General features: G+C 38.6%; 15 protein-coding genes and 1 tRNA gene. 15 read left to right on the top strand and 1 reads right to left on the bottom strand.

The annotated features are described in order from the left end of the window. The first annotated feature begins 32 nt into the window (after window positions 1-32). From H5090_RS06245 to H5090_RS06235, 3 genes are all read left to right on the top strand, one after another. Window positions 33-108 (top strand) — tRNA-Glu (locus H5090_RS06245). Between the two features lie 284 nt (window positions 109-392). Next, on the top strand, window positions 393-3,260 hold the full coding sequence (locus tag H5090_RS06240) for a pitrilysin family protein (protein WP_182695302.1): 2,868 nt from the start codon (window positions 393-395) through the stop codon (window positions 3,258-3,260). Between the two features lie 247 nt (window positions 3,261-3,507). After that, window positions 3,508-3,774 (top strand): DksA/TraR family C4-type zinc finger protein, encoded by a 267-nt coding sequence (locus H5090_RS06235; protein ID WP_002962957.1) that lies wholly within the window; start codon window positions 3,508-3,510, stop codon window positions 3,772-3,774. A gap of 284 nt (window positions 3,775-4,058) precedes the next feature. Here the strand turns inward: H5090_RS06235 and gloA are convergent, their stop codons facing one another. Further along, the gene (gene gloA / locus H5090_RS06230; RefSeq protein ID WP_024594782.1) at window positions 4,059-4,460 is read right to left on the bottom strand and encodes a lactoylglutathione lyase; all 402 of its coding nucleotides are present in this window, start codon (window positions 4,458-4,460) and stop codon (window positions 4,059-4,061) included. Window positions 4,461-5,085: 625 nt separating this feature from the next. Here gloA and H5090_RS06225 point away from each other — a divergent pair. The 12 genes from H5090_RS06225 (at window position 5,086) to H5090_RS06170 (ending at window position 26,190) form a co-directional block, all read left to right on the top strand. Next, window positions 5,086-5,964, top strand: a complete 879-nt coding sequence (locus tag H5090_RS06225) for an NAD(P)-dependent oxidoreductase (RefSeq protein ID WP_002962960.1) — start codon at window positions 5,086-5,088, stop codon at window positions 5,962-5,964. Between the two features lie 147 nt (window positions 5,965-6,111). Beyond that, window positions 6,112-8,370 carry a polysaccharide lyase 6 family protein gene (locus tag H5090_RS06220; RefSeq protein ID WP_182695301.1) on the top strand — a complete coding sequence of 753 codons (2,259 nt, stop codon included), beginning with the start codon at window positions 6,112-6,114 and terminating at the stop codon, window positions 8,368-8,370. A gap of 5 nt (window positions 8,371-8,375) precedes the next feature. Then, window positions 8,376-10,592, top strand: a complete 2,217-nt coding sequence (locus H5090_RS06215) for a heparinase II/III family protein (RefSeq protein ID WP_182695300.1) — start codon at window positions 8,376-8,378, stop codon at window positions 10,590-10,592. Between the two features lie 5 nt (window positions 10,593-10,597). Next, the gene (locus H5090_RS06210) at window positions 10,598-10,942 is read left to right on the top strand and encodes a cupin domain-containing protein (protein WP_002962963.1); all 345 of its coding nucleotides are present in this window, start codon (window positions 10,598-10,600) and stop codon (window positions 10,940-10,942) included. A 2-nt stretch (window positions 10,943-10,944) separates the two neighbouring features. Next, window positions 10,945-12,252 carry an MFS transporter gene (locus tag H5090_RS06205; RefSeq protein ID WP_002962964.1) on the top strand — a complete coding sequence of 436 codons (1,308 nt, stop codon included), beginning with the start codon at window positions 10,945-10,947 and terminating at the stop codon, window positions 12,250-12,252. Window positions 12,253-12,326: 74 nt separating this feature from the next. Then, the gene (locus H5090_RS06200) at window positions 12,327-13,259 is read left to right on the top strand and encodes a sugar kinase (RefSeq protein ID WP_024596888.1); all 933 of its coding nucleotides are present in this window, start codon (window positions 12,327-12,329) and stop codon (window positions 13,257-13,259) included. 229 nt (window positions 13,260-13,488) lie between these two features. After that, on the top strand, window positions 13,489-14,106 hold the full coding sequence (gene eda / locus H5090_RS06195; RefSeq protein ID WP_058154918.1) for a bifunctional 4-hydroxy-2-oxoglutarate aldolase/2-dehydro-3-deoxy-phosphogluconate aldolase: 618 nt from the start codon (window positions 13,489-13,491) through the stop codon (window positions 14,104-14,106). Window positions 14,107-14,120: 14 nt separating this feature from the next. Continuing rightward, window positions 14,121-15,203, top strand: a complete 1,083-nt coding sequence (gene fbaA, locus H5090_RS06190) for a class II fructose-bisphosphate aldolase (protein WP_039489411.1) — start codon at window positions 14,121-14,123, stop codon at window positions 15,201-15,203. Beyond that, a complete protein-coding gene (locus tag H5090_RS06185) occupies window positions 15,200-16,162 on the top strand; it encodes a class 1 fructose-bisphosphatase (protein WP_182695299.1) in 963 nt (320 codons plus the stop codon). The genes fbaA and H5090_RS06185 overlap by 4 nt, the downstream gene beginning before the upstream one ends. A gap of 446 nt (window positions 16,163-16,608) precedes the next feature. Further along, window positions 16,609-19,344 (top strand): poly(beta-D-mannuronate) lyase, encoded by a 2,736-nt coding sequence (locus tag H5090_RS06180; protein ID WP_182695298.1) that lies wholly within the window; start codon window positions 16,609-16,611, stop codon window positions 19,342-19,344. A 325-nt stretch (window positions 19,345-19,669) separates the two neighbouring features. After that, window positions 19,670-22,702, top strand: coding sequence for a TonB-dependent receptor (locus tag H5090_RS06175; RefSeq protein WP_182695297.1), 3,033 nt, complete (start codon window positions 19,670-19,672; stop codon window positions 22,700-22,702). Between the two features lie 524 nt (window positions 22,703-23,226). After that, window positions 23,227-26,190, top strand: coding sequence for a TonB-dependent receptor (locus H5090_RS06170; protein ID WP_058154910.1), 2,964 nt, complete (start codon window positions 23,227-23,229; stop codon window positions 26,188-26,190). Window positions 26,191-26,493 lie beyond the last annotated feature (303 nt).

The following is a 26,493-nucleotide window of genomic DNA, read 5'->3' as shown; positions in this document are numbered from 1 at the left end:
AAAATTCAGTTGTCCTAGTGACACATTTATGTGTCCCCATCGTCTAGAGGCCTAGGACACCGCCCTTTCACGGCGGTAACAGGGGTTCGAATCCCCTTGGGGACGCCACTTACTATTTTAAGTATCGTGTAAAGCAGTGTGACACCGCACTCTCTATGCACGACGTTATCAAGAGTACTAATCTCTTGGGGACGCCACTTACTTATTTTTAATAGGGAAGTGCAGTGTTATTAGAATAAAACCACAAATTAATACTCTCATTTTATACTTCATTTTTATATCAATCTATTTACACTTTGTTACAAAACCAAACCCATAATCACTCCATATTCCTTGTTGTACTTTTAATTAGTCTTTAAACTCATTGAGTTAATTTAAATATGGACTAAAAAATGAAACTCACAAAAATTGCACTTGCTGTTTTACTTGCATCAGGGTTGGCTGCATGTAATAGCTCAACTCAAGCTGTTGATAAAAATATTGTTACAGAAACATCAATTCCTGGCGTTACACTTATTGAATCAGTGAAATCTAATGCAGGTGAAATCAACATACCGTATAAAAAATATAAACTAGATAACGGTTTAACTGTAATTGTGCATGAGGATCATTCAGATCCCTTAGTACACGTTGATGTAACATACCACGTTGGTTCTGCTCGCGAAGAGTTGGGTAAGTCAGGCTTTGCTCACTTTTTTGAGCATATGATGTTTCAAGGATCAGAGAATGTTGCTGATGAGGAACATTTTAAAATAATATCTGAAGCAGGCGGTACTTTAAATGGTACTACTAACTCTGATAGAACAAATTATTTTGAAACAGTACCTGTAAATCAATTAGAAAAGATGTTGTGGCTAGAAGCTGACCGAATGGGCTTTTTACTCGATGCTGTAACCCAAGAAAAATTTGAAGTACAACGCGAAACAGTAAAAAATGAGCGCGGCCAACGTGTTGATAATCGCCCTTATGGTCGTTTAGGTGAACGTGTTGCTCAAGCGATGTATCCAGACGGCCATCCATATTCATGGCCTGTAATTGGTTTTATGGACGATTTAAATCGCGTAAATGTAAATGATTTAAAAGCATTCTTTTTAAAATGGTACGGACCAAATAATGCAACGCTTACCATTGGTGGTGACATCAACGCTAATGAAATACTGCCATTAGTTACTAAATACTTTGCACCAATCCCAAAAGGTCCTGAAATACCTAAAGTTGAAAAAACAGCTGTAATACTAGATGCTGATAGATATATTTCAATGGAAGATAAGGTTCACTTACCTTTATTAAGTATCAGTTTCCCAACGACTTATGCTCGCTCTGAAGATGAAGCACCTCTTGATATACTTGCTGAAATATTAGGTGGAGGTAATAATTCACTACTATACAAAAACCTAGTTAAAACTCAACTTGCTGTTCAAGCAAGTGCAAATCATCCATGCCAAGAGTTAGCGTGTTCAATTAGTCTTTATGCTTTACCAAATCCTACAGCAGGGAAAACGTTAGCTGATATGGAAAAAATCATTCGTGATTCATTTGTTGAATTTGAAGAGCGTGGCGTTACACAAGATGATTTAGATAAAGTAAAAGCTAAAATAGAGTCAGGTGCAATTTTTGGTCTGCAAAGCGTATCAGGAAAAGTCTCTCAACTAGCCGCATCTGAAACGTTTACAGGTAACCCAAACTCAGCTAAAGATGAGATTGCACGTTATAACAAAGTTACAAAAGCTGATGTTATGCGTGTTTTTAATCAATATATCAAAGGTAAATCTGCCGTTATTATGAGTGTTGTGCCAGAAGGTCAAACTCAACTTATAGCTGCCCCAGATAACTTTACGCCTAAAGCGCATGATTTTGGAGGTCCATCTACAACTTCAGCTGATGATTTAGTAGCACGAAGAGCTGTTGATACATTTGATCGAAGTATTCACCCTGTAGCCGGCGCAAATCCTGCTGTTGATGTTCCTTCTCTTTGGCAAACTAAGACCGAAAACGGTATTAAAATATTAGGTACGCAAAGTACAGAAACGCCAACCACCGCTATTTTCATTAAAGTTCCGGGTGGCTTGTATAATGAGCAAGCTAGTAAAGTGGGTTTATCGTCAATGACTGCATCGTTAATGAGCGAGTCAACGCAAAACTACACTACAGAGCAAATGAGTAACGCGCTTGAAAAACTGGGTAGCCAGGTAAGTATCTACTCAGACAAAACACATACAAATGTGTATGTTTCTAGCTTAACTAAAAATGTAGATGCAACGCTAAAGCTTGTTGAAGAGAAATTATTTAAACCAGCATTTAATGCCGATGACTTTGAGCGTAATAAAAAGCAAATCATTCAAAATATTCAACATTCAATGAAGGATGCAGGGTATTTAGCATCTAATACATACAGCAAATTACTATATGGCGACAATATAGCTGCACTTCCAAGTACTGGAACGCTTAATAGTATTGAGGCTATTACATTAGATGACGTTAAAGCTTTTTATAACGCAAACTTTAAACCACAAGGCGCGCAAGTCATTATTGTTTCTGATTTAAAAGAGTCAACAATTGAGCCAAAGGTTAAAGCTACACTTGCAAACTGGCAAGGTAAATCGAGCCCAGTTACTGTTGATTTCAGCGAACCTAAAGTCGAAACTAATGTCATTTATCTTGTAGATAAACCAGATGCCCCTCAATCAGAAATTCGTATTGGTAAACGCGATATGGTTGAAGACATTACTGGTGAGTTTTTTAAAGCTAACTTAATGAACTTTGCATTTGGTGGCACGTTTAACAGCCGTATCAATCTAAATTTACGAGAAGATAAAGGCTACACTTACGGTGCTCGCTCTCGTTTTTGGGGTGATAAAACATCAGGCGGCTTTACAGCTTCTGCAGCGGTGAGAGCCGACTCTACTGCAGCGTCTATTACAGAGTTTACTAATGAGCTTAATAACTATGCTCAAAACGGTGTCACGGATGAAGAGCTTATGTTTATGCGTAAAGCTATCAATCAAAAAGATGCGCTTAAATACGAAACGCCTAATGCAAAACTTGGCTTTTTAGCACAAATATTAGAGTTCGATTTAAAACCTAGCTTTGTAAAAGAAAGAAATGAGATTGTTAGCAATATTAGCAAAGAAGAAGTTAACGCCTTAGCTAAAAAACACTTAAACACTAAAGATATGATTTATTTAGTAGTGGGTGATGCTAAAACACTTCGCCCAGAGCTTGAAAAATTAGGCATGAAGGTTGTTGATTACAGCCTTTAATATTTAAATAAATAATTAGAATTACAAAGCAGCTTTTTTAGCTGCTTTTTTTTGCCTGATTTTAGAGTGTTGATCTTTTTGAAAGTAGATTACAGGGAGCAACTACAGCCTCTTTCTTTAGATATAAAATATAGTTTTATAGTTGAAGCCTTCAAATAACACCCCATTCCTAGCTTTATTATTCAGTACTTATAAAGATTCAATTTGGTAGCATAAATTTAAACATCCAACTTTATTAGGAGGATTTATGGCAAGTGGATGGGCACGAGACGGTGCAATTCAAGATCAAATTGATGCAAGTGTTAACGATGCCGTACAGTATGCAAGAAGCAATTTAATATCTGGTGCAAGTGCTGAGCTATGTGACGAGTGCGATGAAAAAATCCCACAAGCACGAAGGCTCGCGCTACCAGGAGTTCGCTACTGTGTTGCATGTCAAGCTGCAATAGAAGGTAATGGTGCTAGCGCTAAATCGTTCAATAGGCGTGGTAGTAAAGATAGTCAGTTACGTTAAAAAAAGGTGCTGCAAAGCACCTTTTATTTAATACCAATCTGCATAACCATTTGAACAATATATAAAATTAAACCCCTCCATACTTATACCAACCAACATAAATCTTTGATCAATTTAACGAATTAAATTGCACTATTACGTCGATAAAAATTTTTTATTTAGAACAACTAGATACAAAAATTTTGCCTAGTTCTAGCGTAATTTTTTTAACGTTAAATAGACCCCATATATAAGCAGATTGGCATTAAGCAAATTGTTATAACTTGAATTAGTTGTTAAGTAATTTAAAATTTACTCATGTCTTCTTTTTTCTGAATTAACTCAATTGCATAGCCATCTGGGTCTTTTACAAAAGCAATTTCAGTAGTACCGCCTTTTACAGGCCCTGGTTCACGGCTTACATTGCCACCAGCAGCTTTAATATCTGCACATGCTTTGTAAATATCATCAAACTCAATAGCAATATGACCATATCCATTACCTAGGTCGTAGCTATCCTCGTCCCAGTTATAAGTTAGCTCTAATACTGTGTTATCTGCTTCGTCGCCATATCCAACAAAGGCAAGAGTGTATCTGTATTCACTGTTATCAGCTCTGCGTAATTCTTTCATACCTAATATTTCAGTATAAAAAGCAATTGATTTATCCAAATCGGCTACACGAAGCATAGTATGTAATAAACGCATTTTTAGTTCCTTTAGTTATTTATTCAAAGTTAAGAGTATTTTTAACTAAGCGCTATTATCAAGCGCGTTTTAGGGGGGTTATATGTATTAGCCATATATGTAGGCATTACATATAAATCACAACCTTAATATGAGAGTGGGCTTAAAACAGTTTGAGTTCGACCTTTATAAATTACCAATTAATGAATCATTTTATTAAATTTTGGATGTTTAAATAACCAGTACTCAATTATTGGTCAACCTATTAGTATAAAAAAAGTTACTGATTGTTCAACAAAAGTTAACCTTTGCTTAATTGTGCTGTTGATATATAACCATTTGTTTTAATAGGATATTAAATTAATTTTTGTGTGATTTTTAAAAATGTGGCGTTTGCTTGGTTAACTTATTGGTTGACAAAAAAGTCGTATGGTAATACAGTTTTTGCATACCAATTGGTAAGTTGCTTGGTTTGAGTGAGTACAATGTATTGGTAATTAATCAGAGTTACGTTTTGCACAGGTTAATTTATAAATAACTCAAGCTTAAAGTTACTCTACAAATTGAAACAAAAGACACAGCGTATTTATAGAGTAAATTTTACTTGTTCTTATAAAAGTATGCGCCACATATTTAGGAGTTATTCATGTCAAAACCAGTCATCGGTTTCATCGGCTTAGGCTTAATGGGCGGCAACATGGCCGAAAATTTACAAAACAAAGGCTATGAGCTAATTGTTATGGACCTTAGCAAAGATGCGGTTGCAGCATGTGTTGCTAGAGGCGCAAAAACAGCAAGCACTGCAAAAGAGCTAGCTGAAGGTTCAGATATTGTTATGTTTTGTCTTACAACGTCTGCCGTTGTAGAAAAAATTGTTTACGCAGAAGACGGTATCCTAGCGGGTATTAAAGAAGGTGCAGTATTAGTTGATTTTGGTACTTCTATCCCATCATCTACTAAAAAAATTGGTGCTGATTTAGCAGCTAAAGGCGCAGGCATGATCGACGCGCCACTAGGTCGTACACCAGCACATGCTAAAGACGGCCTTTTAAACATTATGGCTGCAGGCGATATTGATACATTCAATAAAGTTAAACCAGTACTTGAAGATCAAGGTGAAAACGTTTTCCATCTTGGCGAGCTAGGTGCAGGTCATACAACTAAGCTTATCAACAACTTCATGGGCATGACGACAGTATGTGCTATGTCACAAGCATTTGCAGTGGCAGAACTTGCTGGTGTTGACCGTCAACAACTTTTCGACATTATGTCGACTGGCCCATCTAACTCACCATTTATGCAATTTTGTAAAAACTATGCAGTTGATAATGTTAGCGACCTTGGTTTCTCGATTGCTAATGCAAACAAAGATTTAGGCTACTTCCTACAAATGGTAGAAGACCTAGGTACTGAATCAAAAATCGCTGAAGGTTCATCAGCTAACCTACAAGCAGCGTTTGACGCTGGTATGGGTCAAGGTAACGTTCCTGAAATTTTTGATTACTTCAAAAAGTTAGAAAAGTAATACTTCTCGACCTTATTGAGCGCTTTGAGCTTTAACTTAAAGCGCTTTAACACACATGACACCAATTGACTAAAGTCTTTGTGCAATGTCAGCTTTTTTTAATTCTGATGAAGCACTACTTTCAGTCACAACGAAAAAGAGTTAACTATGCGTTTGATTAATACAATAAAGCTTAGTCTAGTTCTCATCGGTTGCATATCCACACAAGTAGCGGCCAAAGATTATTTTATAGAAAATAAACAAGCTTTTAATGATATCGCAGCTAATCTAGTTGCTGGCGACAAAGTAGTACTTAAAAATGGTACTTGGTCCGACTTCGAAATTTTACTTGAAGGCCAAGGTACAAAAAACTCTCCTATTATATTAACCGCTGAAACTAACGGAAAAGTAATTCTATCAGGTCAATCTAATCTAAGACTTGCAGGTAAATACCTTGAAGCTTCTGGTTTAGTATTTAAAAACGGCTACACACCGAGCTCAGCTGTAATAGAATTTCGTAAAAATAAAAATGAATTAGCCTACAATTCACGAGTTACTCAAACAGTAATCGATAATTACAGTAATCCAGACAAACGAGAGTCTGATTATTGGGTTGCCTTATATGGACAACATAACCGCTTTGATCATAGTCATTTAGTTGGCAAACGAAATAAAGGTGTGACAGTTGCTGTTCGTTTAAACACTAAAGCAAGCCAGGAAAACTATCATCGTATAGATAACAACTATTTTGGCTACCGTCCAACTTTTGGTTCTAACGGTGGTGAAACCCTGCGTATTGGCACAAGCCATTACTCACTAACTGATTCGCATACATTGGTTGAAAATAATTACTTTGAACGTACCAATGGTGAAGTCGAAATTGTTTCGGTTAAGTCAGGTAAAAACATCCTTCGTAATAACGTATTTTATGAAGCGCGCGGTACATTAACGCTGCGCCATGGTAACGGCAATCTTATAGAAGAAAATATCTTCATTGGTAATGGTGTTGATCACACAGGTGGTATCCGCGTTATCAATAAAGATCAAATTGTAAGAAATAACTACCTACAAGGCCTAACAGGCTATCGTTTTGGCAGTGGTTTTACTGTAATGAACGGCGTACCAAATTCATCTATTAATCGTTATCACCAAGTAGAAAATGCGACGATTGAAAACAACACATTTATAAATGTGCGTCATATTCAACTTGCTGCAGGTAGCGATGCTGAGCGTAGCGCAGCCCCAAAAAATAGCGTAATGAAAAACAACTTAATCATAAACCAAGATGGTGAACAGCCATTTACAACATTCGACGATGTAAGTGGGTTAGTATTAAGTAACAACATTGCAGATACAAAAGTGCTTTCTGAGCTAACGTACGGTGTAAAAAAAGAAAAAATCACGCTTGAAAAAGCAAGTAATGGTCTACTTTACCCAACCTCTAAAAGTTTAAATGTAGGTGCAAAGCGCGATTTAAAAGTACTTAAAAAAGAAGATACCGGTGTTAGTTGGTATGCAAAAGTACCTGCTTTAGTTGATTTTGATTCTGGTAAGACACATTCTGTTAAAGCTGATGTAAGTGCATTACTAGATGCTATTGATAATGCAGAGTCGGGCGATGTTCTAGAACTAGCGCCTGGCCAGTATGATGTGTCTAAACTGGTTAAAATTGATAAAACGTTGACAATTAAAGCAAAGCAGAACACAAAGTCTAAACTTACTTTTCAACGCTCTACCTTGTTTGAAATACATGATGGCGGCAGCTTAAAACTAGATGGTTTATCAATTTCAGGTGAAAACGCGCCAGATGCAATAGGTAACAGCATTGTTCGTACGCAAAAATGGGGTATGGTTGATAATTACCGCTTTGTAATGACCAACTCAGAGTTAAATGCTTTAGATATTAATCATTCATTCCATTTCTTTATCACTGGTAAAGGTGCAATGGCTGACGAAATTATTGTTACAGGTAATACCTTTAATACAGTAACAGGTGACATTTTACGTCTAAATACTGAAATTGAAGACTTAGGTGTTTATAACGCGGAATACGTTATTGTAAATGATAATACATTTAATGATGTAAAAGGCGGCATAGTTAAGCTTTACCGTGGTGGCACTGATGAAAGTACATTTGGCCCTCATTTTGAAATGACAAATAACACGCTTAATAACGTTGGCCTTGGTAAGCGTAACAAAGAGCAAGCGAGCATTTATGTTCACGGTGTTCAGGTTACTAATATCAAAGATAATAAATTTGTTAAATCTGCTCCTATTATCGTAGAGCACACAGTAGGCGAGCCTAAAACTGAAATCTCAGGAAATACATTTGATGCAACTAAAGCACCAAGTGTTAAAGAGTTAAGAGTTAAAGGCCCGCACACGGCAGTATTAAAAAATAACAACGTTTTAAATAAGGCAGGGTAAATACTATGTACTTATTAAAATGCCAAACACGTTTTAAAATAGCTGCTGTAGCTGCAATTACATTACTTACATCATTGGGGGCGCATGCAGCGCACCCAAACTTAGTGATTACTACTGATGATGTTAAGCAAATGCGCCAAGCAATTAGTAGCAACGGTAGCACAAAGTTTGCTACTGCGTTTGAATCGCTAAAAGCGCAAGTAGATGAACAAATTGCACAGCCTATCACTGTACCCGTTCCAAAAGATGGCGGTGGTGGTTATACACATGAGCGCCATAAGAAGAATTATCAACTTATGTACAACGCGGGCATTATTTATCAATTAAGCCAAGATGATAAATACGCAAACTATGTACGTGATATGTTGCTTGAGTATGCAAAATTATACCCAACGCTTGGTCTGCATCCAAAACGTAAAATGGACTCGCAAAATCCAGGTAAGTTTTTTTGGCAAAGCCTAAATGAAGCAATGTGGCTTGTGTACACAATACAAGCTTATGATCTAATTCATGACTCGTTGAATGCCGATAATATTAAAACAATCGAGAATGACTTACTCCGTCCTGTTTCGTTGTTCACATCTGTAGGCCAACCGTCTACATTTAATAAAGTACATAACCATGGAACATGGGCAACAGCGGGTGTTGGCATGGCAGGGTATGTATTAGGCGAACCTGAGTGGGTAGAAAAATCATTATACGATTTAGAAAAGTCGGGTAAGGGTGGCTTTATTAAGCAGCTAGAGATGCTGTTTTCACCACAAGGTTACTATAACGAAGGTCCTTACTATCAACGCTTTGCACTATTACCATTTGTAACGTTTGCTAAAGCGATTGAAAACAACGAACCACAACGAAAAATCTTTGAATATCGCGATGGCATATTATTAAAAGCGATTGATACGACGATTCAACTTAGCTACAACGGTTTGTTCTTCCCAATTAACGATGCAATAAAAAGTAAAGGCATCGATACCATTGAGTTAGTAAATGGGGTAACGGCAGCGTATGGCTTAACCAACGATGCAGGTTATTTAGATATTGCTAAGCAACAAGACCAAATAATTCTCTCTGGTGATGGGCTAAAAGTAGCTCAAGCACTTGATAACAACATGGCAAAACCTTATTCGTTTAAATCCGTTGCCTTCGGTGATGGTAATGACGGTAAACAAGGTGCTCTAGTTGTAATGAGAACGCAGGTAGGTGGCGATCAAGCGCTACTGTTTAAACCTGCTGCACAAGGTTTGGGCCATGGTCATTTTGATAAATTAACATGGCAGTTTTACGACCACGGAAATGAAATTGTATCTGATTATGGCGCAGCACGTTTTTTAAATGTAGAAGCTAAATACGGCGGTCGTTATTTACCTGAAAACGAAACTTACGCTAAACACACTGTTGCGCACAATACGGTAGTGGTTGACGAAACAACGCATTTTAATGCAAATGTTGAAGTAGGAAATAGTAATTACCCTACACTTAACTTTTTCGAAACAAATGAATACGGCACGGTTTCAAGCGGCGAAATAAGCACAGCTTATAAAGGCGTAGATCTTGAGCGTACGCTTGCACTTATTAACTTACCTGAACTACAAAGCACAGTTGCACTTGAAATATTTGATGTTGCTGCAAATAAAGCGCATCAGCTTGACCTGCCTTTGCACTATAAAGGTCAGCTTATCGATACCAGCTTTGAGTTAAAAGCAAATGCAGCACAGCTGTCTGCGCTAGGTACTAAAAATGGCTACCAACATTTATGGCTTAAAGCTCAAGCGCAACCTCAAAGTGGTTTAGCTAAAGTAACGTGGCTAAACGAAAATGGTCGTTTTTATACGCAAACGAGCTTGGTTAAAGGTGATGAGTCTTTCTTGTTTACTCAAATAGGCGCAAATGACCCTCACTTTAATTTACGCAACGAAAATGGTTTTATTCGTCGTGTTGAGGGGCAAAAGCAACATAAGTTTATATCTGTATTAGAGCCACATGGTGAGTACAACCCAAGTAAAGAATATACCCTAGAAGCTGTTAGTCGAGTTACAAAGCTTGAATATAGTCAGCAGGGCGATTTAACACTTGTTGAACTTGATATTAAAGGCAACTCATATTTAGTGGCAATTAATAAAGCACAAACATCAGCTAAAAACACATTCAATTATCAAAATAAAGAGTTCACTTTAAATGGCCGATTAGGCGTTTATATGATGAACAATAATCAGGAGTAAATAGGATGCAAAAGCAAAGCGCAAACTTTTCATTTGGTAACGAGACCGAAATAGAAGACTTAGGAAATGGTCTAAAACGTCAAATGCTAGGTTATAACGAAGAGCTAATGGCTGTTAAAATTTGGTTTGAGAAAGGGGCTATTGGTTATAACCATGCTCACAGACATTCTCAAGTAACGTATGTTGTTGAAGGTGAGTTTCACTTTAACATTGATGGCGTAACTAAAATCTTAAAACCGGGTGATAGCTGCTTAATCCCACCATTTGCTGATCATGGAGCTACCTGCCCAACAGGCGGAATCCTGATTGATACTTTTAGCCCAGCGCGTGAAGACTTTCTTGAGGATTAATTATGCAACTTAAAGGCTTACGTTGGTGGGTTATAGCGCTAATAGCGCTAGCTACCATTATTAACTATATCGACCGCCAAGCACTTAGTGTGCTTTGGCCGGACATTGTTGAAGATTTATTTCCTGATGAATCAGCGCTAGAACGCAAACAAATATACGCTAATATTTCTATTGTGTTTGTATTTGCTTATGCATTTGGTCAGGCAATCTTTGGTAAAATATTTGACTGGGTGGGCACACGCTTCGGTTTTGTACTATCAATAGGTGTTTGGTCTATTGCAACCGTTGCGCATGCATTTGCACAAGGTGTACTTAGTCTTAGTATTTTTCGCGCAATCTTAGGTGTAGCAGAAGCCGGTAACTGGCCTGGTGCAGCTAAAGGTAACGCAGAATGGTTCCCTACTAAAGAACGTGCTTTAGCACAGGGTATTTTTAACTCTGGCGCCGCAATTGGTGGCATTATTGCTATTCCTTTAATTGCTTATTTAACTATCTACTTTAGCTGGCAAATGGTGTTTGTTTTTGTTGGTGCATTAGGTTTCCTTTGGTTAGTTCCATGGTTAATTTTAGTTAAAGCACCGCCTAGCTCACATCCTTGGCTTACTGCCGAAGAACGTGAATATATCTTAACGGGTCAAAGACGTGTTGATGACAACGGTGATGTAACTGGTGAAGACGAAGAGGAATATAACCCTACAACTGCTGAGTTACTTTCTCGTAAGCAAAGCTGGGGTGTAATCATTGCCTCTGCCGCAATTGACCCAATTTGGTGGTTATTTGTTTTTTGGATCCCTATTTACCTAAATGAAGTATACGGTATGGATGTTAAATCTATTGGTATATACGGTTGGGTACCTTATGTTGGCGCTATGTTTGGTGCTTGGTTTGGTGGTTTATTGGCTCAAAATCGACTCAAAGCAGGTTGGAATACAGACAAAACACGTAAGCTTACTATTACGCTGGGTTGTTTAATTATGTTACCAGCGCTACTTGCAATGGCAAATCCAGGCGGACCAACAACAGCGGTACTAATTATGGCTGTTATCTTATTTGGTTTTCAAACTGCAATTGGTAACGTGCAAACACTACCAAGTGATTTGTTAGGTAAAAAAGCAGTGGGTACATTATCAGGTTTTTCTGGTATGGCGGCAAAGCTTGGTGCTGTAGGTCTTACATCGCTAGTACCTTTTCTTACTGCTGATGGTAACTACACACCAGCATTTGTAATTGGTGCTTCTTTAGCCATCATTGCAATGGCAGCTGTTTGGATTTTAATTCCAAAAATAGAACCTCTTAAAAAGCCTCAATAATCTAGATAATAACTGCTATGCCAACATATTTTGTATATGTGCATAGCAGTTAACTACATAGGGTAACTTCCAAGATGAAAAATATTTACTTTATCGGTGAATGCATGGTCGAGCTTAGAGCTATGAGCGCGGCAACACTGCACCAATCATTTGCAGGCGATGTTTATAATTCTGCAGTGTATTTAAAACGTTGCTTCCCGCAGGTTACTACTTCGGTTGTTACGGCTTTAGGTCAAGATAATTTAAGTAAAAAAATGCTAGAACGCTTTGAGAGTGAACAAATAAATACGCAACTTGTATTTGCTCACGACACCAAAGTACCTGGTATGTACTACATAGAAACTGATGAGCATGGTGAGCGTAGCTTTATTTATTGGCGCAATGATTCTGCAGCTAAAAAGGTTGTTGATTTTTTAGATGCTGATGCACTCGAGCAGCTTAGCCAAGGTGATATGTTTTTCTTTTCAGGGATTTCATTAGCAATAATTGAAGAAAGTGCACGTGAAGACTTTTGGAAAGTTGTAAAGCAGCTTAAAGATGCTGGGGTTAAAATCGTTTTTGATCCTAACTACAGAGCACGTTTGTGGAATAGTGTAGAGGAAACAAAAGAGCAGTATCATTTAGCCTTTACGTTTGCAGATATTACCCTACCAGGCGTTGAAGATTTAACAACACTTTATGGCGTTCATAGCGTAGAAGCAGTTGTTGAATATTTAAAGCCTTACCAAATTGAAGAAATTGTTGTTAAAAATGGCCCTGAATCGGTAGTGACAAAAGAGGGCGATACGCTTCAAAGCCACACTATTGTACCGGTCAAAAACGTTGTAGATACAACATCAGCAGGCGATGCCTTTAACGGTGTTTACTTAGGTGCACGTTTATCTGATAAATCAATTTCAAGTGCCGTGCAACTTGCTGCAAAAGCGGCAGGGACTGTTATACAGCAACCAGGTGCTATTGCTCCAAAAGATATATTTCAGCTAGCAATGGCTGAAGCTGGCATGTGATACCAATTTTATTAAAAACATGATCACCTTAGCGTATTAAATAACTCACTAACTACGTTAAAAATTATTTATATAGAGCAACTATGTATCATAATTTTAGCCTTGTTATTGAGCTATTTTCTTGTCGCTATAATAGCTCATTAATTTAATGCAATTGGTATAACAAAATAATTAAACATTAAAGGCCGCTATACCTCGGCCGCATTACTTTTTATAAAGGAACAACGTTATGACTCGCTTTTCTGAACTTATGGCAGGACAAACACTGCTACCTATAATTCAAGCAGATACTCCAGAGCAAGGTGTTCAAATAGCGAAAGCTATGGCCAATGCTGGGCTTACTTTAGTTGAAGTAGTGCTAAGAACAGAGGCATCAATAGAGGCATTAAAAGCTATTAAAGCACAGGTGCCTGAGCTAAAAGTAGGTGCGGGAACAGTCATCAATACTGATATTTTGGAGCAAGCACTTGAAGCGGGTTCTGATTTTATTGTAACCCCAGCGGTGTCTCCTACGTTACTTGAAGCACTTGCTAAATGTAATGTGCCGGTACTTCCTGGTGTATCAAACACCGGTGATATTTTAATGGCGCTTGAGTATGGCTTTGAAGAGCAAAAATTATTCCCAGCATCGCTTGCCGGTGGCGCTCCTTTTGTGTCAGCTGTGTCGTCAGTATTTAGAGCAGTCAGCTTTTGTCCTACAGGTGGCGTTAGCGAAAGTAACAAAATGGACTATCTTTCTTTAAATAATGTATTCGCCGTTGGCGGTACTTGGATAGCGAAAAAAGAATGGGTTGAACAAGAAAATTGGCAAGCAATTACTGATTCTTGTATCCAGGCTTTAAAATAGAAAGGATTTCATAAATGAATTATTTAGCCCCAACAATACTACCAGGCGTAATCGTTGGCGACGAAGTAAGTGCTGTGTACGAGCATGCACGTACTAATCAATATGCGTTGCCAGCGGTAAATGTTGTTAGCACAACATCTATTAATGCGACGCTAGAAGCTGCTAAAAAGAAAAACTCGCCCGTTATTATTCAGCTTTCTAATGGTGGAGCACAATTTTTTTGTGGTAAAAGCTTATCTTTACCAGAGCAACAATCAGCTGTGCTTGGGGCGGTAAGTGCTGCAAGATATGTACATTCAGTGGCAGCACATTATGAAGTAGCAGTGATGCTTCACACTGATCACGCAGCTAAAAAGCTACTACCTTGGATTGATGGTTTGCTTGATGAAGGTGAAAGACACTTTGAACTGACTGGCAAACCATTGTTTAGCTCACATATGATTGATCTGTCAGAAGAGCCTTTAGAAGAAAATATCGAAATTTGTGAACGTTACTTAACGCGTATGGCAAAAATAGGTATGACGCTTGAAATTGAGCTTGGTTGCACGGGTGGCGAAGAAGACGGTGTTGATAACTCACACCTAGATAGTTCTGCTTTATATACTCAGCCTGAAGATGTTGCATTTGCTTACGAACGCTTAAGTCGTATTAGCCCTAACTTTATAATTGCAGCCTCTTTTGGCAATGTTCATGGTGTATATAAACCGGGTAACGTTGTCCTTACGCCAACTATTTTAAAAGATTCACAAGCTTACGTATCAGAAAAATTTAATCTACCAAGTAACTCAATTAACTTTGTTTTTCATGGTGGTAGTGGCTCTGAGTACAGTAAAATTGCAGAGTCTTTAACGTATGGCGTAGTGAAGATGAATATTGATACCGATACGCAGTGGGCGTGTTGGACAGGTATTTTAGATTACTACAAAGACAAGCAAGCATACCTACAAGGGCAAATTGGTAACCCTGACGGGGATGATAAGCCAAACAAGAAATACTATGACCCTCGTGTATGGTTGCGTCATTCAGAGCAAAGTATGGTTGCAAGGCTAGAGCAATGCTTTGACGATCTAAATTGTGTAAACAGGTATAGCGCATGAAAAGATTAAATACAGTATTGAAAGAAGACGGTGTAGATACCGATCTTATTTTACTTATTCGCACAATTTTAGCGACCAGTAAAGAAATTGCTTTTCGAGTAAGCCAAGGTGAATTAGCCGGTGTTTTAGGCTCAACTTTGAATGAAAACGTTCAAGGTGAAGTTCAAAAAAAGCTTGATGTAATCGCAAACCAACTACTTAAAGACATCCTACTTGATGATAGCAGTGTACGATCTGTTGCATCAGAGGAAGAAGATCATGCGGTAGGCGGCCACCCTGAAGGTAAGTTTATTGTTGCTTTTGACCCGTTAGATGGCTCTTCTAATATTGATGTTAATGGGCAAATAGGCACTATATTTACTATTTACTTAGCCCGTGATGATGTTCCTTTTGATAGCGACGAGCAATTTAGTCAGCCCGGTGTGAATCAAGTATGTGCAGGCTATGTGTTATACGGCCCTTCATCATTACTTGTAATGAGTACTGGCGGTCCTACGCGTTGTTATACGTTAGATTCAACACATGGCGGTTACTTACTGACAAACAAGCAGTTAAGTGTGCCAGAACAAAGTCGCGAATTTGCCGTAAATATGGCTAACTATCGTTACTGGGACGAACCAACACAAGTGTATTTTGATAAATTGCTATACACCTGTGAAAGCTTTGAAAAAAGCTCAATGCGTTGGAATGCAGCGATGGTAGGTGACGTTCATCGTATTTTATGCCGAGGCGGGTTATTTTTGTATCCACAAGATAAACGCAGTGGTAACGACAACGGAAAAATAAGACTGCTTTATGAAGCAAACCCGTTAGCATTTTTAGTTGAAAACGCAGGTGGTAAAGCAACCTCTAGAGGAACGCGAATTTTAGATATTGCGCCAACTAGCTTGCACCAGCGTGTGCCTGTTGCTTTGGGTTCAAATGAGCCTGTAGAGTTTTATAATAACGCCATGTTATAAACAGCACCCAAAAAAAGGGGTAAGAAAATTGCCCCTTTTTACCTTTAATTTTATTCTCTTTGTAAATCATACTCTTTATACAAACTCATTTTTTTCTTATTGTCTTCAAATAAGAATACTTCACATATATTTAATAATATTACCTTCTAAACCCTATATAAAACTAAGTTTTTACTATAAGGCTATGTATCTTCAACGTTATTTTTCACAATTGAATTCAATTTTTAACCAACAATAAAAGCCCAAGGTTAACTTGGTGTTTATTTATTGTTATTTAATTAGGTGGGGATAGTGGAAAAACTTATTTTATTGTGGTTATATTACCAAGTTGGTTAACAATTTATTTGCAATTTAAATGAATTTGGTAATAAACACATGATTTATTTGGTAACACACACAATAGATAGCCAAATATTAAAACTATAAATTTGGAGAATAGAGCCACCATGAAATTCAAACATTTTGCGCTATGCGCTATTGCAGCAGCAATCGTTGGTTGTGACACAAACTCAAACAACAATGACAACAACTTGGGCTCTATTGCTCTTAGTGGAACTGTTACAAGCGGACAAACATTAACAGCTGAAGTTAGTGACCCTGATGGTATCTCAGGTGACGTGACTTACTACTGGTATGCAGATGGTGAGGCAATTGCTGGTGCAAATAGCGCTTCATTTACATTGACTGACGATCAGATAGGGTTATCAATTACAGTTCAAGGGCTTTATACCGATGATGGCGGTATTAATGAATCGCATATTACAGAACCAACCGCAGATGTTGCCGCAATCGCATTTCCTGCAAGTTTAACTATTACAGGTGACGCGCTAGTTGGTTCGCAACTAACAGCTAATGTAGCTGACGACAATGGCTTTGATGGCGATACAGTAACTTATAAATGGTTTGCAGATGACGTAGAAATTGCTGATGAAGCACTTTCAACGCTCACGTTAACAGACGCACAGTTTGGTACAGTTATTACAGTTAGTGCATCTTTTGAAGATAGCCGTGGGTTTAACGAGTCTGTAACTTCAGCCGGTACAGAGGTTGTCGCACGAACAAACTCAGAAGGCGAAGTTACAATTAGCGGCACGCCAACTGTTGGAAATACTTTAACAGCAGAAATTAATGATACCGATGGGGCGACAGGAGATATCACTTATCAATGGCTTGCTGACGCACAAGAGATAGATGGCGCAATAGAGAGCACCTTTACAGTTGATGCATCACTTTTAGGTCAAAAGGTAAGTGTTCAGGTTGCTTATACAGATGATAATGGGTTTATCGAGGATAATACATCAGAGGAAACAATTGCTGTTTCTGCTGTTGCGGTTGACGAAGCCGGTAGCGTAGCCATTATGGGTGTAGTGCCTTATTTAACAAATGGCGAGTTAACCGCTGAGATAACTGATAACAACGGCGTTGAAGAGGCTAACGTTACTTATACTTGGTCTGCTGATGGCGTTGAAATAGCTGGGAGCAATAGTAAAACATTTACACCTTCTGATTACGCTGGCTCAATAATGTCAGTAAAAGCCACGTATACAGATAATGATGGCTTTGCGAGTGAGGTTACAAACTCACTTGATACATTGGTTTACACACAATTAGTTAGTAACCCTGAAGCACTCCTTGGTGCTATAAGTGGCGGTTTAGCTGACGGTGATGTTATTGGTTTAAACACGGGTGTTTATGCTGATATGGACGCAATTTTATTAACCAGTGCAGTCACGCTTCGCGCTGTAGAAGGTCAAACTCCTGTACTTAGTGGTGAAGTATGTGTGCATGTAGCTGCTGGAGTAGATGGCGCTGGGTTAACAGGGCTTACCTTTAAGAATATAGATACTAAAGCGGGTGCATTTTGTGAAACCGAAGAAGGTGCTGTTATTTACTCAGAAGGGGATAACTTTACTTTTTCGCAAAACACGATGGATGGAGAAGAAGCAACGCTAAACAACTCTACTTATCATTGGTTAATGCTAAAAGGTAAAGGCGCTTTAATCGAACGTAATACATTTTCTAATCGTAATTTTGCTGAAAATGGCTCCGTGATTAAAATGGCATCTGCAAGCTCGGATCACGTTATTGAATATAACTTGTTTAGTGGCACTAGTAGCAATCCAAACTTTGACAATTCTAGCTTACATTTAATTAATGTTGGCAGTACAACGGCTAGTGGTGCAGCTGATAACGCAAACTTTACTATTCAATACAACCGAGTAGAAAACTTTGTAACAGGTCGTCGTTTAATGCGAGTGCAAACATCGGGTGCAACCATCAAAGGCAATACAATCGTAAATCCTAATGGTGGTATTTCACTAGAAGATGGTGGCTTCAACAGTGTTACAGATAACATTATTATTCGAACTACCGATATTGCAAGCTCTGATGATCGCCCAGCGGGTATATTAATCACACCACTTGGTCACACTGTGAGTAACAACTACATTGCAGGTATTCGTTCTGGCAATAAAGAAGCGGGCGGTATTGTATTTACGGCAAATCCATTTTCGCAAGCTGACGGCGGTGTGCCAAACTCGGGTAACCAAGCTGTACTTGATGCGGCTGGCGACTTTACACTAAATGTAACAAACAATACGGTTTTGAATTCACAGCAACCTATTGTATTTAGTACGGAAATAGGCCCTAAAGCACCAACAAGTGATTGTGATGAGTTAACCGCAGCGAATGCGCCGGTACTCTATGGGCTGACCAAAAATGCGTTTGTTATAAACTTTAATGGAAATTTAATTGCAAACGGTTTAGGTGATCAAACAGACGCAGATACAATAAGCAGCAGTGCTAAAACTCAAGGCCTATTTTACCCAAATACACTTGATAGTGACCATGCTTTTGAATATGACTGTGACTTAATTAATCATGATAGTTCGGTGCTAAGTAACAACTTTGGTTATATGGATAGTCGAGTATCAGGCGATGCAAGCGGTGACTGGGTTGAAATTAGAAAACTAAATGGTAATGGCGCATTCGATACTGATGGTGCAATTGACCAAGACCCAGCAAATAACGGTAAAGAAGTGCTTGAGTACGTTACAGCAGCAAGTACGTTATTAGAAACTGACCCTGCAGGCCTTCAGGCAGAGGCAGGTGCTAAAGGTCTTCATTATATTCAATCATCTGAAGTCGGTGTTGGATCTACATGGAAAATACAAAACGATTAAGTAACCAATTAATCAGTTAACTTTTAAAAGCCCCAAATTTGGGGCTTTTTTATTATTTATTAATAATCACCACACTTTTCTCAACCTACATTACCCATTTATCGACTAGTTTAGAGCTGTTTATATTCTAGCAAAAAACCTGCCTGACCTACTGGTAATGCCGTTAAGTTAAAATTGGTATACCTTATGGTAATATTAAAGCGTCAAATTGGTTGATCATCGTGCTGGGTTTAAGTATATTAATATCAAAGGTCACATAAAATATACATCAGCATAACAAGCTAACACACTAAAATCACACAACAACAACCAGCGGAGAATTCAAATGTCGTTGAAGTCACGAGATAACAATAATTCTACAACAGGGCAGTTTGCAATGCGCCCAGTTGCAAAATGGGTAAGAACAGCGGTCATCGCAGGTATGGCAAGTTCTTGCGTATTTACAGCAAGCGCACAGGAAGATCAGGGAAAAGCGACAGAAGTTGAAGAAGACGTTGAAATAATTAGTGTTACAGGTACACGTAGAACGATACAAGATCAAATAGCAATTAAACGTGAAGCAACAACGGTAGTTGATGGCCTGTCATCTGAAGATATTGGTGATTTACCAGCACTGTCAATCGGTGAAGCACTAGAATCAATTACAGGTGCTGCATCTCACCGTGAAAACGGTGGTGCTACAGAAATCACTATCCGTGGTCTTGGTCCATTTTTAAGTGCAACACACATTAATGGTCGTGAAGCGACTAATGGTAGTGGTGACCGCTCAGTTAACTTTTCGCAGTTCCCTTCTGAACTTGTAAAAAAAGTAGCGATATATAAAACGCAAGATGCCTCAATGATTGAAGGTGGTGTTGCAGGTGTTATTGCACTTGAAACTATAACTCCACTTGATTTTGGCAAACAACGTGTATCAGCTGAGGTTAAATTAAATTACAACCCAGACGAAGGTAATGTAGATAACTCGCTGCAAAGTGACGCGGGTTACCGTGGCACGTTTAGTTATGTTGATCAGTTTGAATTTGATAACGGCCAAGCCGTTGGTGTGTCTTTTGGTGTGCAGCGCCAAGAAATTAGTCAACCAGAGGCTGAATACAGAAGCTCTAGCCCATCAGGTTCTTCATTATGGGCATGTTTAAACGATCCGACTAATACCAATGAAGGTTTTTATCGCAGCAGCGCAGGCGACTGTGAAGACCAAGTTAATGGCAGTAGTAACCAAGGTTACGATACAGAAATTGATCCAGAAACAGGTAAAGCAGTAAGTGATGGGACTCCTTATGCTTGGACTGGCAGTAGCCGAAGCTTTCGTCAAAACGAGACATCTGATGAACGTGATGCAGTATTTTTTGCACTGCAATACCAACCGTCAGCTGATTGGGATGTTAACTTTGATGCACAAATTTCAGATAGAACACAACAAGAAGCACGCCACGATTTAATCTTTTTACAAAAACGTGCAACACCAGGTGTAACCGGTCCAACACTTGTAACTAACGATGTAGGCGGTATTTTACATTGGGAAGGTGAAGAGCGTATTGAATCAGCGGGTGAGCAATTTTCTCGTGAAGAAAACTACCAAGGTTACGGCATAAATATAGAACATACAGTTACCGATAGATTAACTGTTGACTTAGATTTAGCGTATTCAAAAACTGAACGTGAAGAACTTCAAATATCTAACCGTGGTAGAACATCAGGTCGCAATTTCTTTTCTTGGGATATGGGCGATGAAATTCCTCATTTCACACTGACAGATTTTGACGTAACAGATATTTCAAACTTTACAGATAGCCTAAGAACACGACTTGACCGTGAAAATGTTCGTGAAAACGAAGTTATCTCAGCGCGACTAGATTTTGACTATGCGCTAGATGGCAACGTTTTCACCAGTATTCAAGGCGGCATTAGAACATCTGAAATGACCTTCCTACAGTATGGTGGTAGCCAAGGTAACGGTTCAAGAAACGAATTTACACTAGACTCTGGTACTGAAGCGCTTGACGTATTACAAGGTTGTCAAATCGATTTCCCTGAATCAGGCTTTTTATCGAGTGTATCTGATGGTGATATCGTAACAAATATTGATAGCGACGGTAACGTTGTAGCTAGCGGTACAGGTTCATCATGGGCTACATACGACAACGTATGTTTCTCACAAGCTGTAGCTGGTTCTAACGCTGATGGTGTGTTTGCTTACCCAGAAGTGGAATATGAAAATGCAGGTACAATTGATGTAACAGAAAAAACAACATCAGTGTACTTAATGGCTAATTACGATACAGAAATGTTTGGTAAATTCATTCGCGGTAACTTTGGTCTTCGTATTGTAGACACAGATGTAACTTCGATTGGTTTTAGAAATAGCTTTGATGTTGTAACAAGTGATACCGGTGTACTGTCTCTAGTTGAGTCTGATAACGGTTCACTGGATAAAATAAAAAGTGGTGGCGATTACACTAAGTATTTACCAAGCTTTAACCTAGTTATTGATTACAGCGAAGATATTTTATTCCGAGCAGGTATATACCGTGGTATGTCACGCGCAAATCCATCTAATTTAGGTTATAGCCGTACATTCCAAGAAGATACAGAAGGTACAGCAACATCAATTAGCGATTTATTAGTGGGTGTAAATGGCTCTGGTAACCCGGACACTCAACCGCTTATGTCGTGGAACTACGATGCTGCGTTTGAATGGTACCCTAACGAAGATTCAATCTTAGCGTTAAGCTTATACTACAAACAGTTCAACGGTGGTTTTCAACAACAAACAGTAATTGAAGAGTTTACTGTTGCCGGTGAAACTGTTTCACTACCAATCACCAACTCTGTTACATCAGACGAGGACAGTGAAATACTAGGCCTAGAAGCTTCATTTTCTTACCGCTGGGATAATGGCATCGGTATGAAATTTGGTTACAACTATGCAGACACTGACTTTGAGTTCCAAGATAGCTTATACGGCGATACGTTTGTTACTGATGTAGACGGTAATACTACACAATTAACTGACGGTATTGTTGAGTCGGCTTCAGTACCTGGCTTCTCAAAGCATGTATTTAGCAGCCAGCTGTACTACCAAATTGGTGGGTTTGATACTGCCGTTATTTACAAATATCGTAGTGAGTATTTCCAACCATATACTACAAATGGTACTCGACTTCGTTATGTTGATTCTGTAGGCGTATGGGAAATGCGCGCATCATACAAAATTGATGAGCACTTTAGAGTTAAAGCAGAAGCAATTAACTTGTTCAGCGCACCTAAATCACAAGATTTCTTTGTTGAAGGAAACTTAGGTGAAGTGAATGACTACGGCCCACGCTTATTCTTAGGTTTAAGCTACAAGCTGTAATAATAGTTAAACATTAAATCTCATTAAAAAGGCGGTTTTACCGCCTTTTTTTGATCCCTAAATTCTTCAATTTTATATTTTCAATAACGCTAATAAATAGTACTCAACACAGTTCGCTTTCTAATAACGCTTCTTGACTGAAAAAATAAATTGGTTAACCAATAATGCCATTTATTAAGTGCGTACAACATCATCGGTTTCTCTTGCCAAAATTATTTCATTTTTAAAACACTAACTCTTTTAACCCTTGTAATTGATAGCTCAATTTCTAATTAAATTTAAAATCAATAAATAACATGAACTTAAAATCTACTTTATGATTTTAATTTAAAGGTTAGGTAGGTTTTTCTATTTTGGTAATAACATATTGCATAATATTTGATCTAAATTCATTACCAAAAGGTTGACCTTTTTATGGTTGGGTGTAAATATAAAGTTAAGGGTTTGTAATAATTAAGGGCTTTTAATAAAAACAATAAAGTAGCTGGTTAAACATAGCATTTCACACACACAGGAAAAAAACTATGAGTCACAAGTTATCTAAAATTACACTGGCAGTTATATCGGCAACCGCACTTGGTATGTCTTTGTCTACACAGGCGCAAGAAGCTCCAAAAAAAGCTGCAGACGATCTTGAGGTTATTGAGGTTTCAGGCATTCGACAATCGCTTACAAATGCGCTTGCACAAAAGCGTTCAGCAGATAGCCTTGTTGAGATTATTGAGGCTGTCGATATTGGTAAGCTACCAGATCAAAACCTCGCAGAAGTACTTGAAAATGTAACGGGGATTCAAATTACCCGTGAAGCAGGGGTAGGTACGGGCGTTCAAATTCGTGGTACCAATGCTAATCGTACAGAAGTGAACGGCGTATCAACAGTTGGCTCTGGGTCTGGGCGAAGTGGCATTAGTTTTGAAGATGTATCAGCTGCAATCATCTCCGGTGTAGAAGTAATTAAGTCACCTGAAGCAAAAACAATCGAAGGCTCTGTGGGCGCAACAATAAACCTTAAAACAATTCGCCCGTTACAGTTAAATGAAACTCTAGGCTCAATTAGAGTACAAGGTGAAGATAGTAGCTTATCAACAGATGGTGTTACTCCTAGGGTATCGGGTGCTTGGGGTGATAACTGGGAGCTTGATTCTGGCGGTAAGTTTGGTGTTGTATTTAGTGGTAGTTACAGTGAGCAAGACGTAACCGCATTTCGTCCTCGTGCTGATAGAGATAATTCGGTAGCCGCTGATAGTGGTGCTGCAAGTGCACAATCGTTTGATTTTCTACCAGTACAATTTTTGATTCAAGATTACGATAATTACGAATACGAGACAAAAAACTTCGCAGGTACATTTGAATATGCACCAAACGATAATATGAAATTCTTTTTTGATGCAGTTGTTAACGATCAAGAGCGCCGCCAAGAAAGCTCAAGAGTACAAGCATCTGGCCTAAGTGATCTTAGAAATGTATCAATACCGAGTGAATTTGAAACAGTTAATTTTGGTTCTCTTGACGGACAAAACCTAGGCAGCATACAAGCGGCCGTAAGAGGCGTTATTCCGGTTGAAGACGGTGGTGGCGATCCTAATTTACGTTTTTCTAGTGATACTAATTCACGCATAACAAAAAGCAAAATATTTAGAATAGGGGGCGAATGGCAAGGCGATAGATTATTTGCAAGTGTTGAAGCCTCAACCTCTCGTTCTGATTCAACTACACCAAGCTTTAATACAACGCTTAATTTTATAAATCCAAATGTCGCTACTAATTCGTCAAATGAAAACGGTACTCCTTTTGAGTATGATCTTACAGGTGATGCACTTACATTTGGTATTGCAACGGGGGAGGCAAACGCACCAACAATGGCTCAATTACTCGACCCTGCAAATGTTGTTCTACGTGACGTAAACCAAGGGCAAGATGAGTCAGAAAATACAGAAGATGCGTTTCGTACAGATTTTACATATTACTTAGATGATGTAATAACGTCAGTCGATTTTGGTTACCGCTACAGTAAAACGAGCAGTATGTCGGATCAAGTTCGCTCTAACGTTGGTTTAAGAAATATGGCTGATAGCCCAACGGGTGATTTATTTGCACAATTATTAACAGCGGGCCCAGATAACTTTAATGATGGTGATGGGCGAGCACTTTATATTCGTGATTTCTTACTTATAAACCCAGAGCTTGCATCCTCTGATCCACAAGCTGTATTAGCAGCACTTAACCAAGCGATTGAAGCTAATAATGCAATAACAGGTTCTGATCGTGGTCCAATAAGTTCACCAACGTCTCAAGTAAATGCGTTTTTTGATATTGAAGAAGAAACACATGCCTTATATGCACAAGCTAATTTTGAGTATGGCATGTTTCGCGGTAACTTTGGCTTACGTTATTTAGAGACTGAAGTTACATCGCTAGGTAACTCTGTTACTCAAGATGGAAGTGGCAACGAACTGGTGACTCAAGTAACGTCAAAAGGTGATTACGATTTCTTTTTACCACGATTTAATTTAGCCGCGAATGTAAGTGAAGATGTGATTGTTCGTCTAGGTTGGTCAAAAGATATCAGACGCCCAGATTTTGATGACCTATCTACATCCGTTACGTTTGGCACCAGCCCTAATAGTGCAGTTTCAATAGGTAACTCAGGCTTAGAGCCAGAAGAAGTAACCTCTTTCGATATATCCACTGATTGGTATTTTGCACCCGCTGCTTTATTAAGTGTGGGGTACTTTCATAAAACACGTAGCGATTTGCACGTTACACAGCAAGTTGACCCATTTGAAGACCCAAATACAGGCTTTCGCGATACAAATGGTCCTGAATGTGAAGGCGGCGGCATATTTAACCCAATTGCTGACATAAACGTATTTGGCCCAGATGCTGGTGTAGGGTTATGTGTACCAACACAAACTACTATTAATGATTCTGGCGAAACAACACAGCAAGGCATCGAGCTTGCAGCTCAATACGACTTATCAAATTTTGAAAAAGAGCTAGGCTGGGCATCAGGTTTTGGTGTTGTTGCTAACTACACCTATCAAGAATTTTCTGGTGGTGAATCATTTGACACCGCAACGAGTCGTGCAAATGCTGTTTTTGCATTAACAACCGGTAACCCGGATGCAGACATCAGTGCTAAGCAATCACTCATTGATCTGTCAGAAAACGCATATAACATCACATTTTACTATGAGAAATACGGTCTATCTGCTCGAGCGCGTTACACGTGGCGCGAAGGGTACCGTTCAACTGACTTTGGTAGCACTTCAAGCTTCCCATGGGGTTTCCCTGTTGTACAAGAAGACAGAGGGCAGCTTAATGCCAGCATAAGTTATGATGTGAACGATCAGCTAAATATCGGTATTGAAGCCGTTAACTTAACTGAGTCAGAAGTTAGCCAGTCTTGTGTAAACGAAGGTGCTTTACTTTGTTTCCAAGGTATTACAGACCGCCGTATTACATTTGGCGCAAGCTATAGATTTTAAAGGTTATAGTTAAATCGAGTCTATAAGTGTGTGTATTTAAAGACGCTAAAAGCAAGCCACCTGGCTTGCTTTTTTTTAACTATAATTAGTTAACATTTACAAAAATGATTTATTCCACTTTGTATTTTACTTATCAATACCGTTACAGCGGCAATGTCTTGCGACACTGCCACCAGTAATTATACCAACCTGCATAAATCTTTGATCAATTTAACGAATTAAATTGCACTATAACGTCGTTAAAAATTTTTTATTTAGAACAACTAGATACAAAAATTTTTGCCTAGTTCTAGCGTAATTTTC

Origin of the sequence: Pseudoalteromonas sp. SR43-5 (genome assembly GCF_014163835.1) — a bacterium.
GTDB classification, from domain to species: Bacteria; Pseudomonadota; Gammaproteobacteria; order Enterobacterales; family Alteromonadaceae; genus Pseudoalteromonas; species Pseudoalteromonas distincta.
The sequence above is the reverse complement of the archived record's forward strand: the minus strand, read 5'-3'. Positions and strand labels throughout refer to the sequence as shown.

Excerpts from the sequence above, each read along its gene's own strand:
- H5090_RS06240 (WP_182695302.1), top strand. The coding sequence starts at position 393 with ATGAAACTCACAAAAATTGCACTTGCTGTTTTACTTGCATCAGGGTTG.
- H5090_RS06235 (WP_002962957.1), top strand. The coding sequence starts at position 3,508 with ATGGCAAGTGGATGGGCACGAGACGGTGCAATTCAAGATCAAATTGAT.
- gloA (WP_024594782.1), bottom strand. The coding sequence starts at position 4,460 with ATGCGTTTATTACATACTATGCTTCGTGTAGCCGATTTGGATAAATCA.
- H5090_RS06225 (WP_002962960.1), top strand. The coding sequence starts at position 5,086 with ATGTCAAAACCAGTCATCGGTTTCATCGGCTTAGGCTTAATGGGCGGC.
- H5090_RS06220 (WP_182695301.1), top strand. The coding sequence starts at position 6,112 with ATGCGTTTGATTAATACAATAAAGCTTAGTCTAGTTCTCATCGGTTGC.
- H5090_RS06215 (WP_182695300.1), top strand. The coding sequence starts at position 8,376 with ATGTACTTATTAAAATGCCAAACACGTTTTAAAATAGCTGCTGTAGCT.
- H5090_RS06210 (WP_002962963.1), top strand. The coding sequence starts at position 10,598 with ATGCAAAAGCAAAGCGCAAACTTTTCATTTGGTAACGAGACCGAAATA.
- H5090_RS06205 (WP_002962964.1), top strand. The coding sequence starts at position 10,945 with ATGCAACTTAAAGGCTTACGTTGGTGGGTTATAGCGCTAATAGCGCTA.
- H5090_RS06200 (WP_024596888.1), top strand. The coding sequence starts at position 12,327 with ATGAAAAATATTTACTTTATCGGTGAATGCATGGTCGAGCTTAGAGCT.
- eda (WP_058154918.1), top strand. The coding sequence starts at position 13,489 with ATGACTCGCTTTTCTGAACTTATGGCAGGACAAACACTGCTACCTATA.
- fbaA (WP_039489411.1), top strand. The coding sequence starts at position 14,121 with ATGAATTATTTAGCCCCAACAATACTACCAGGCGTAATCGTTGGCGAC.
- H5090_RS06185 (WP_182695299.1), top strand. The coding sequence starts at position 15,200 with ATGAAAAGATTAAATACAGTATTGAAAGAAGACGGTGTAGATACCGAT.
- H5090_RS06180 (WP_182695298.1), top strand. The coding sequence starts at position 16,609 with ATGAAATTCAAACATTTTGCGCTATGCGCTATTGCAGCAGCAATCGTT.
- H5090_RS06175 (WP_182695297.1), top strand. The coding sequence starts at position 19,670 with ATGTCGTTGAAGTCACGAGATAACAATAATTCTACAACAGGGCAGTTT.
- H5090_RS06170 (WP_058154910.1), top strand. The coding sequence starts at position 23,227 with ATGAGTCACAAGTTATCTAAAATTACACTGGCAGTTATATCGGCAACC.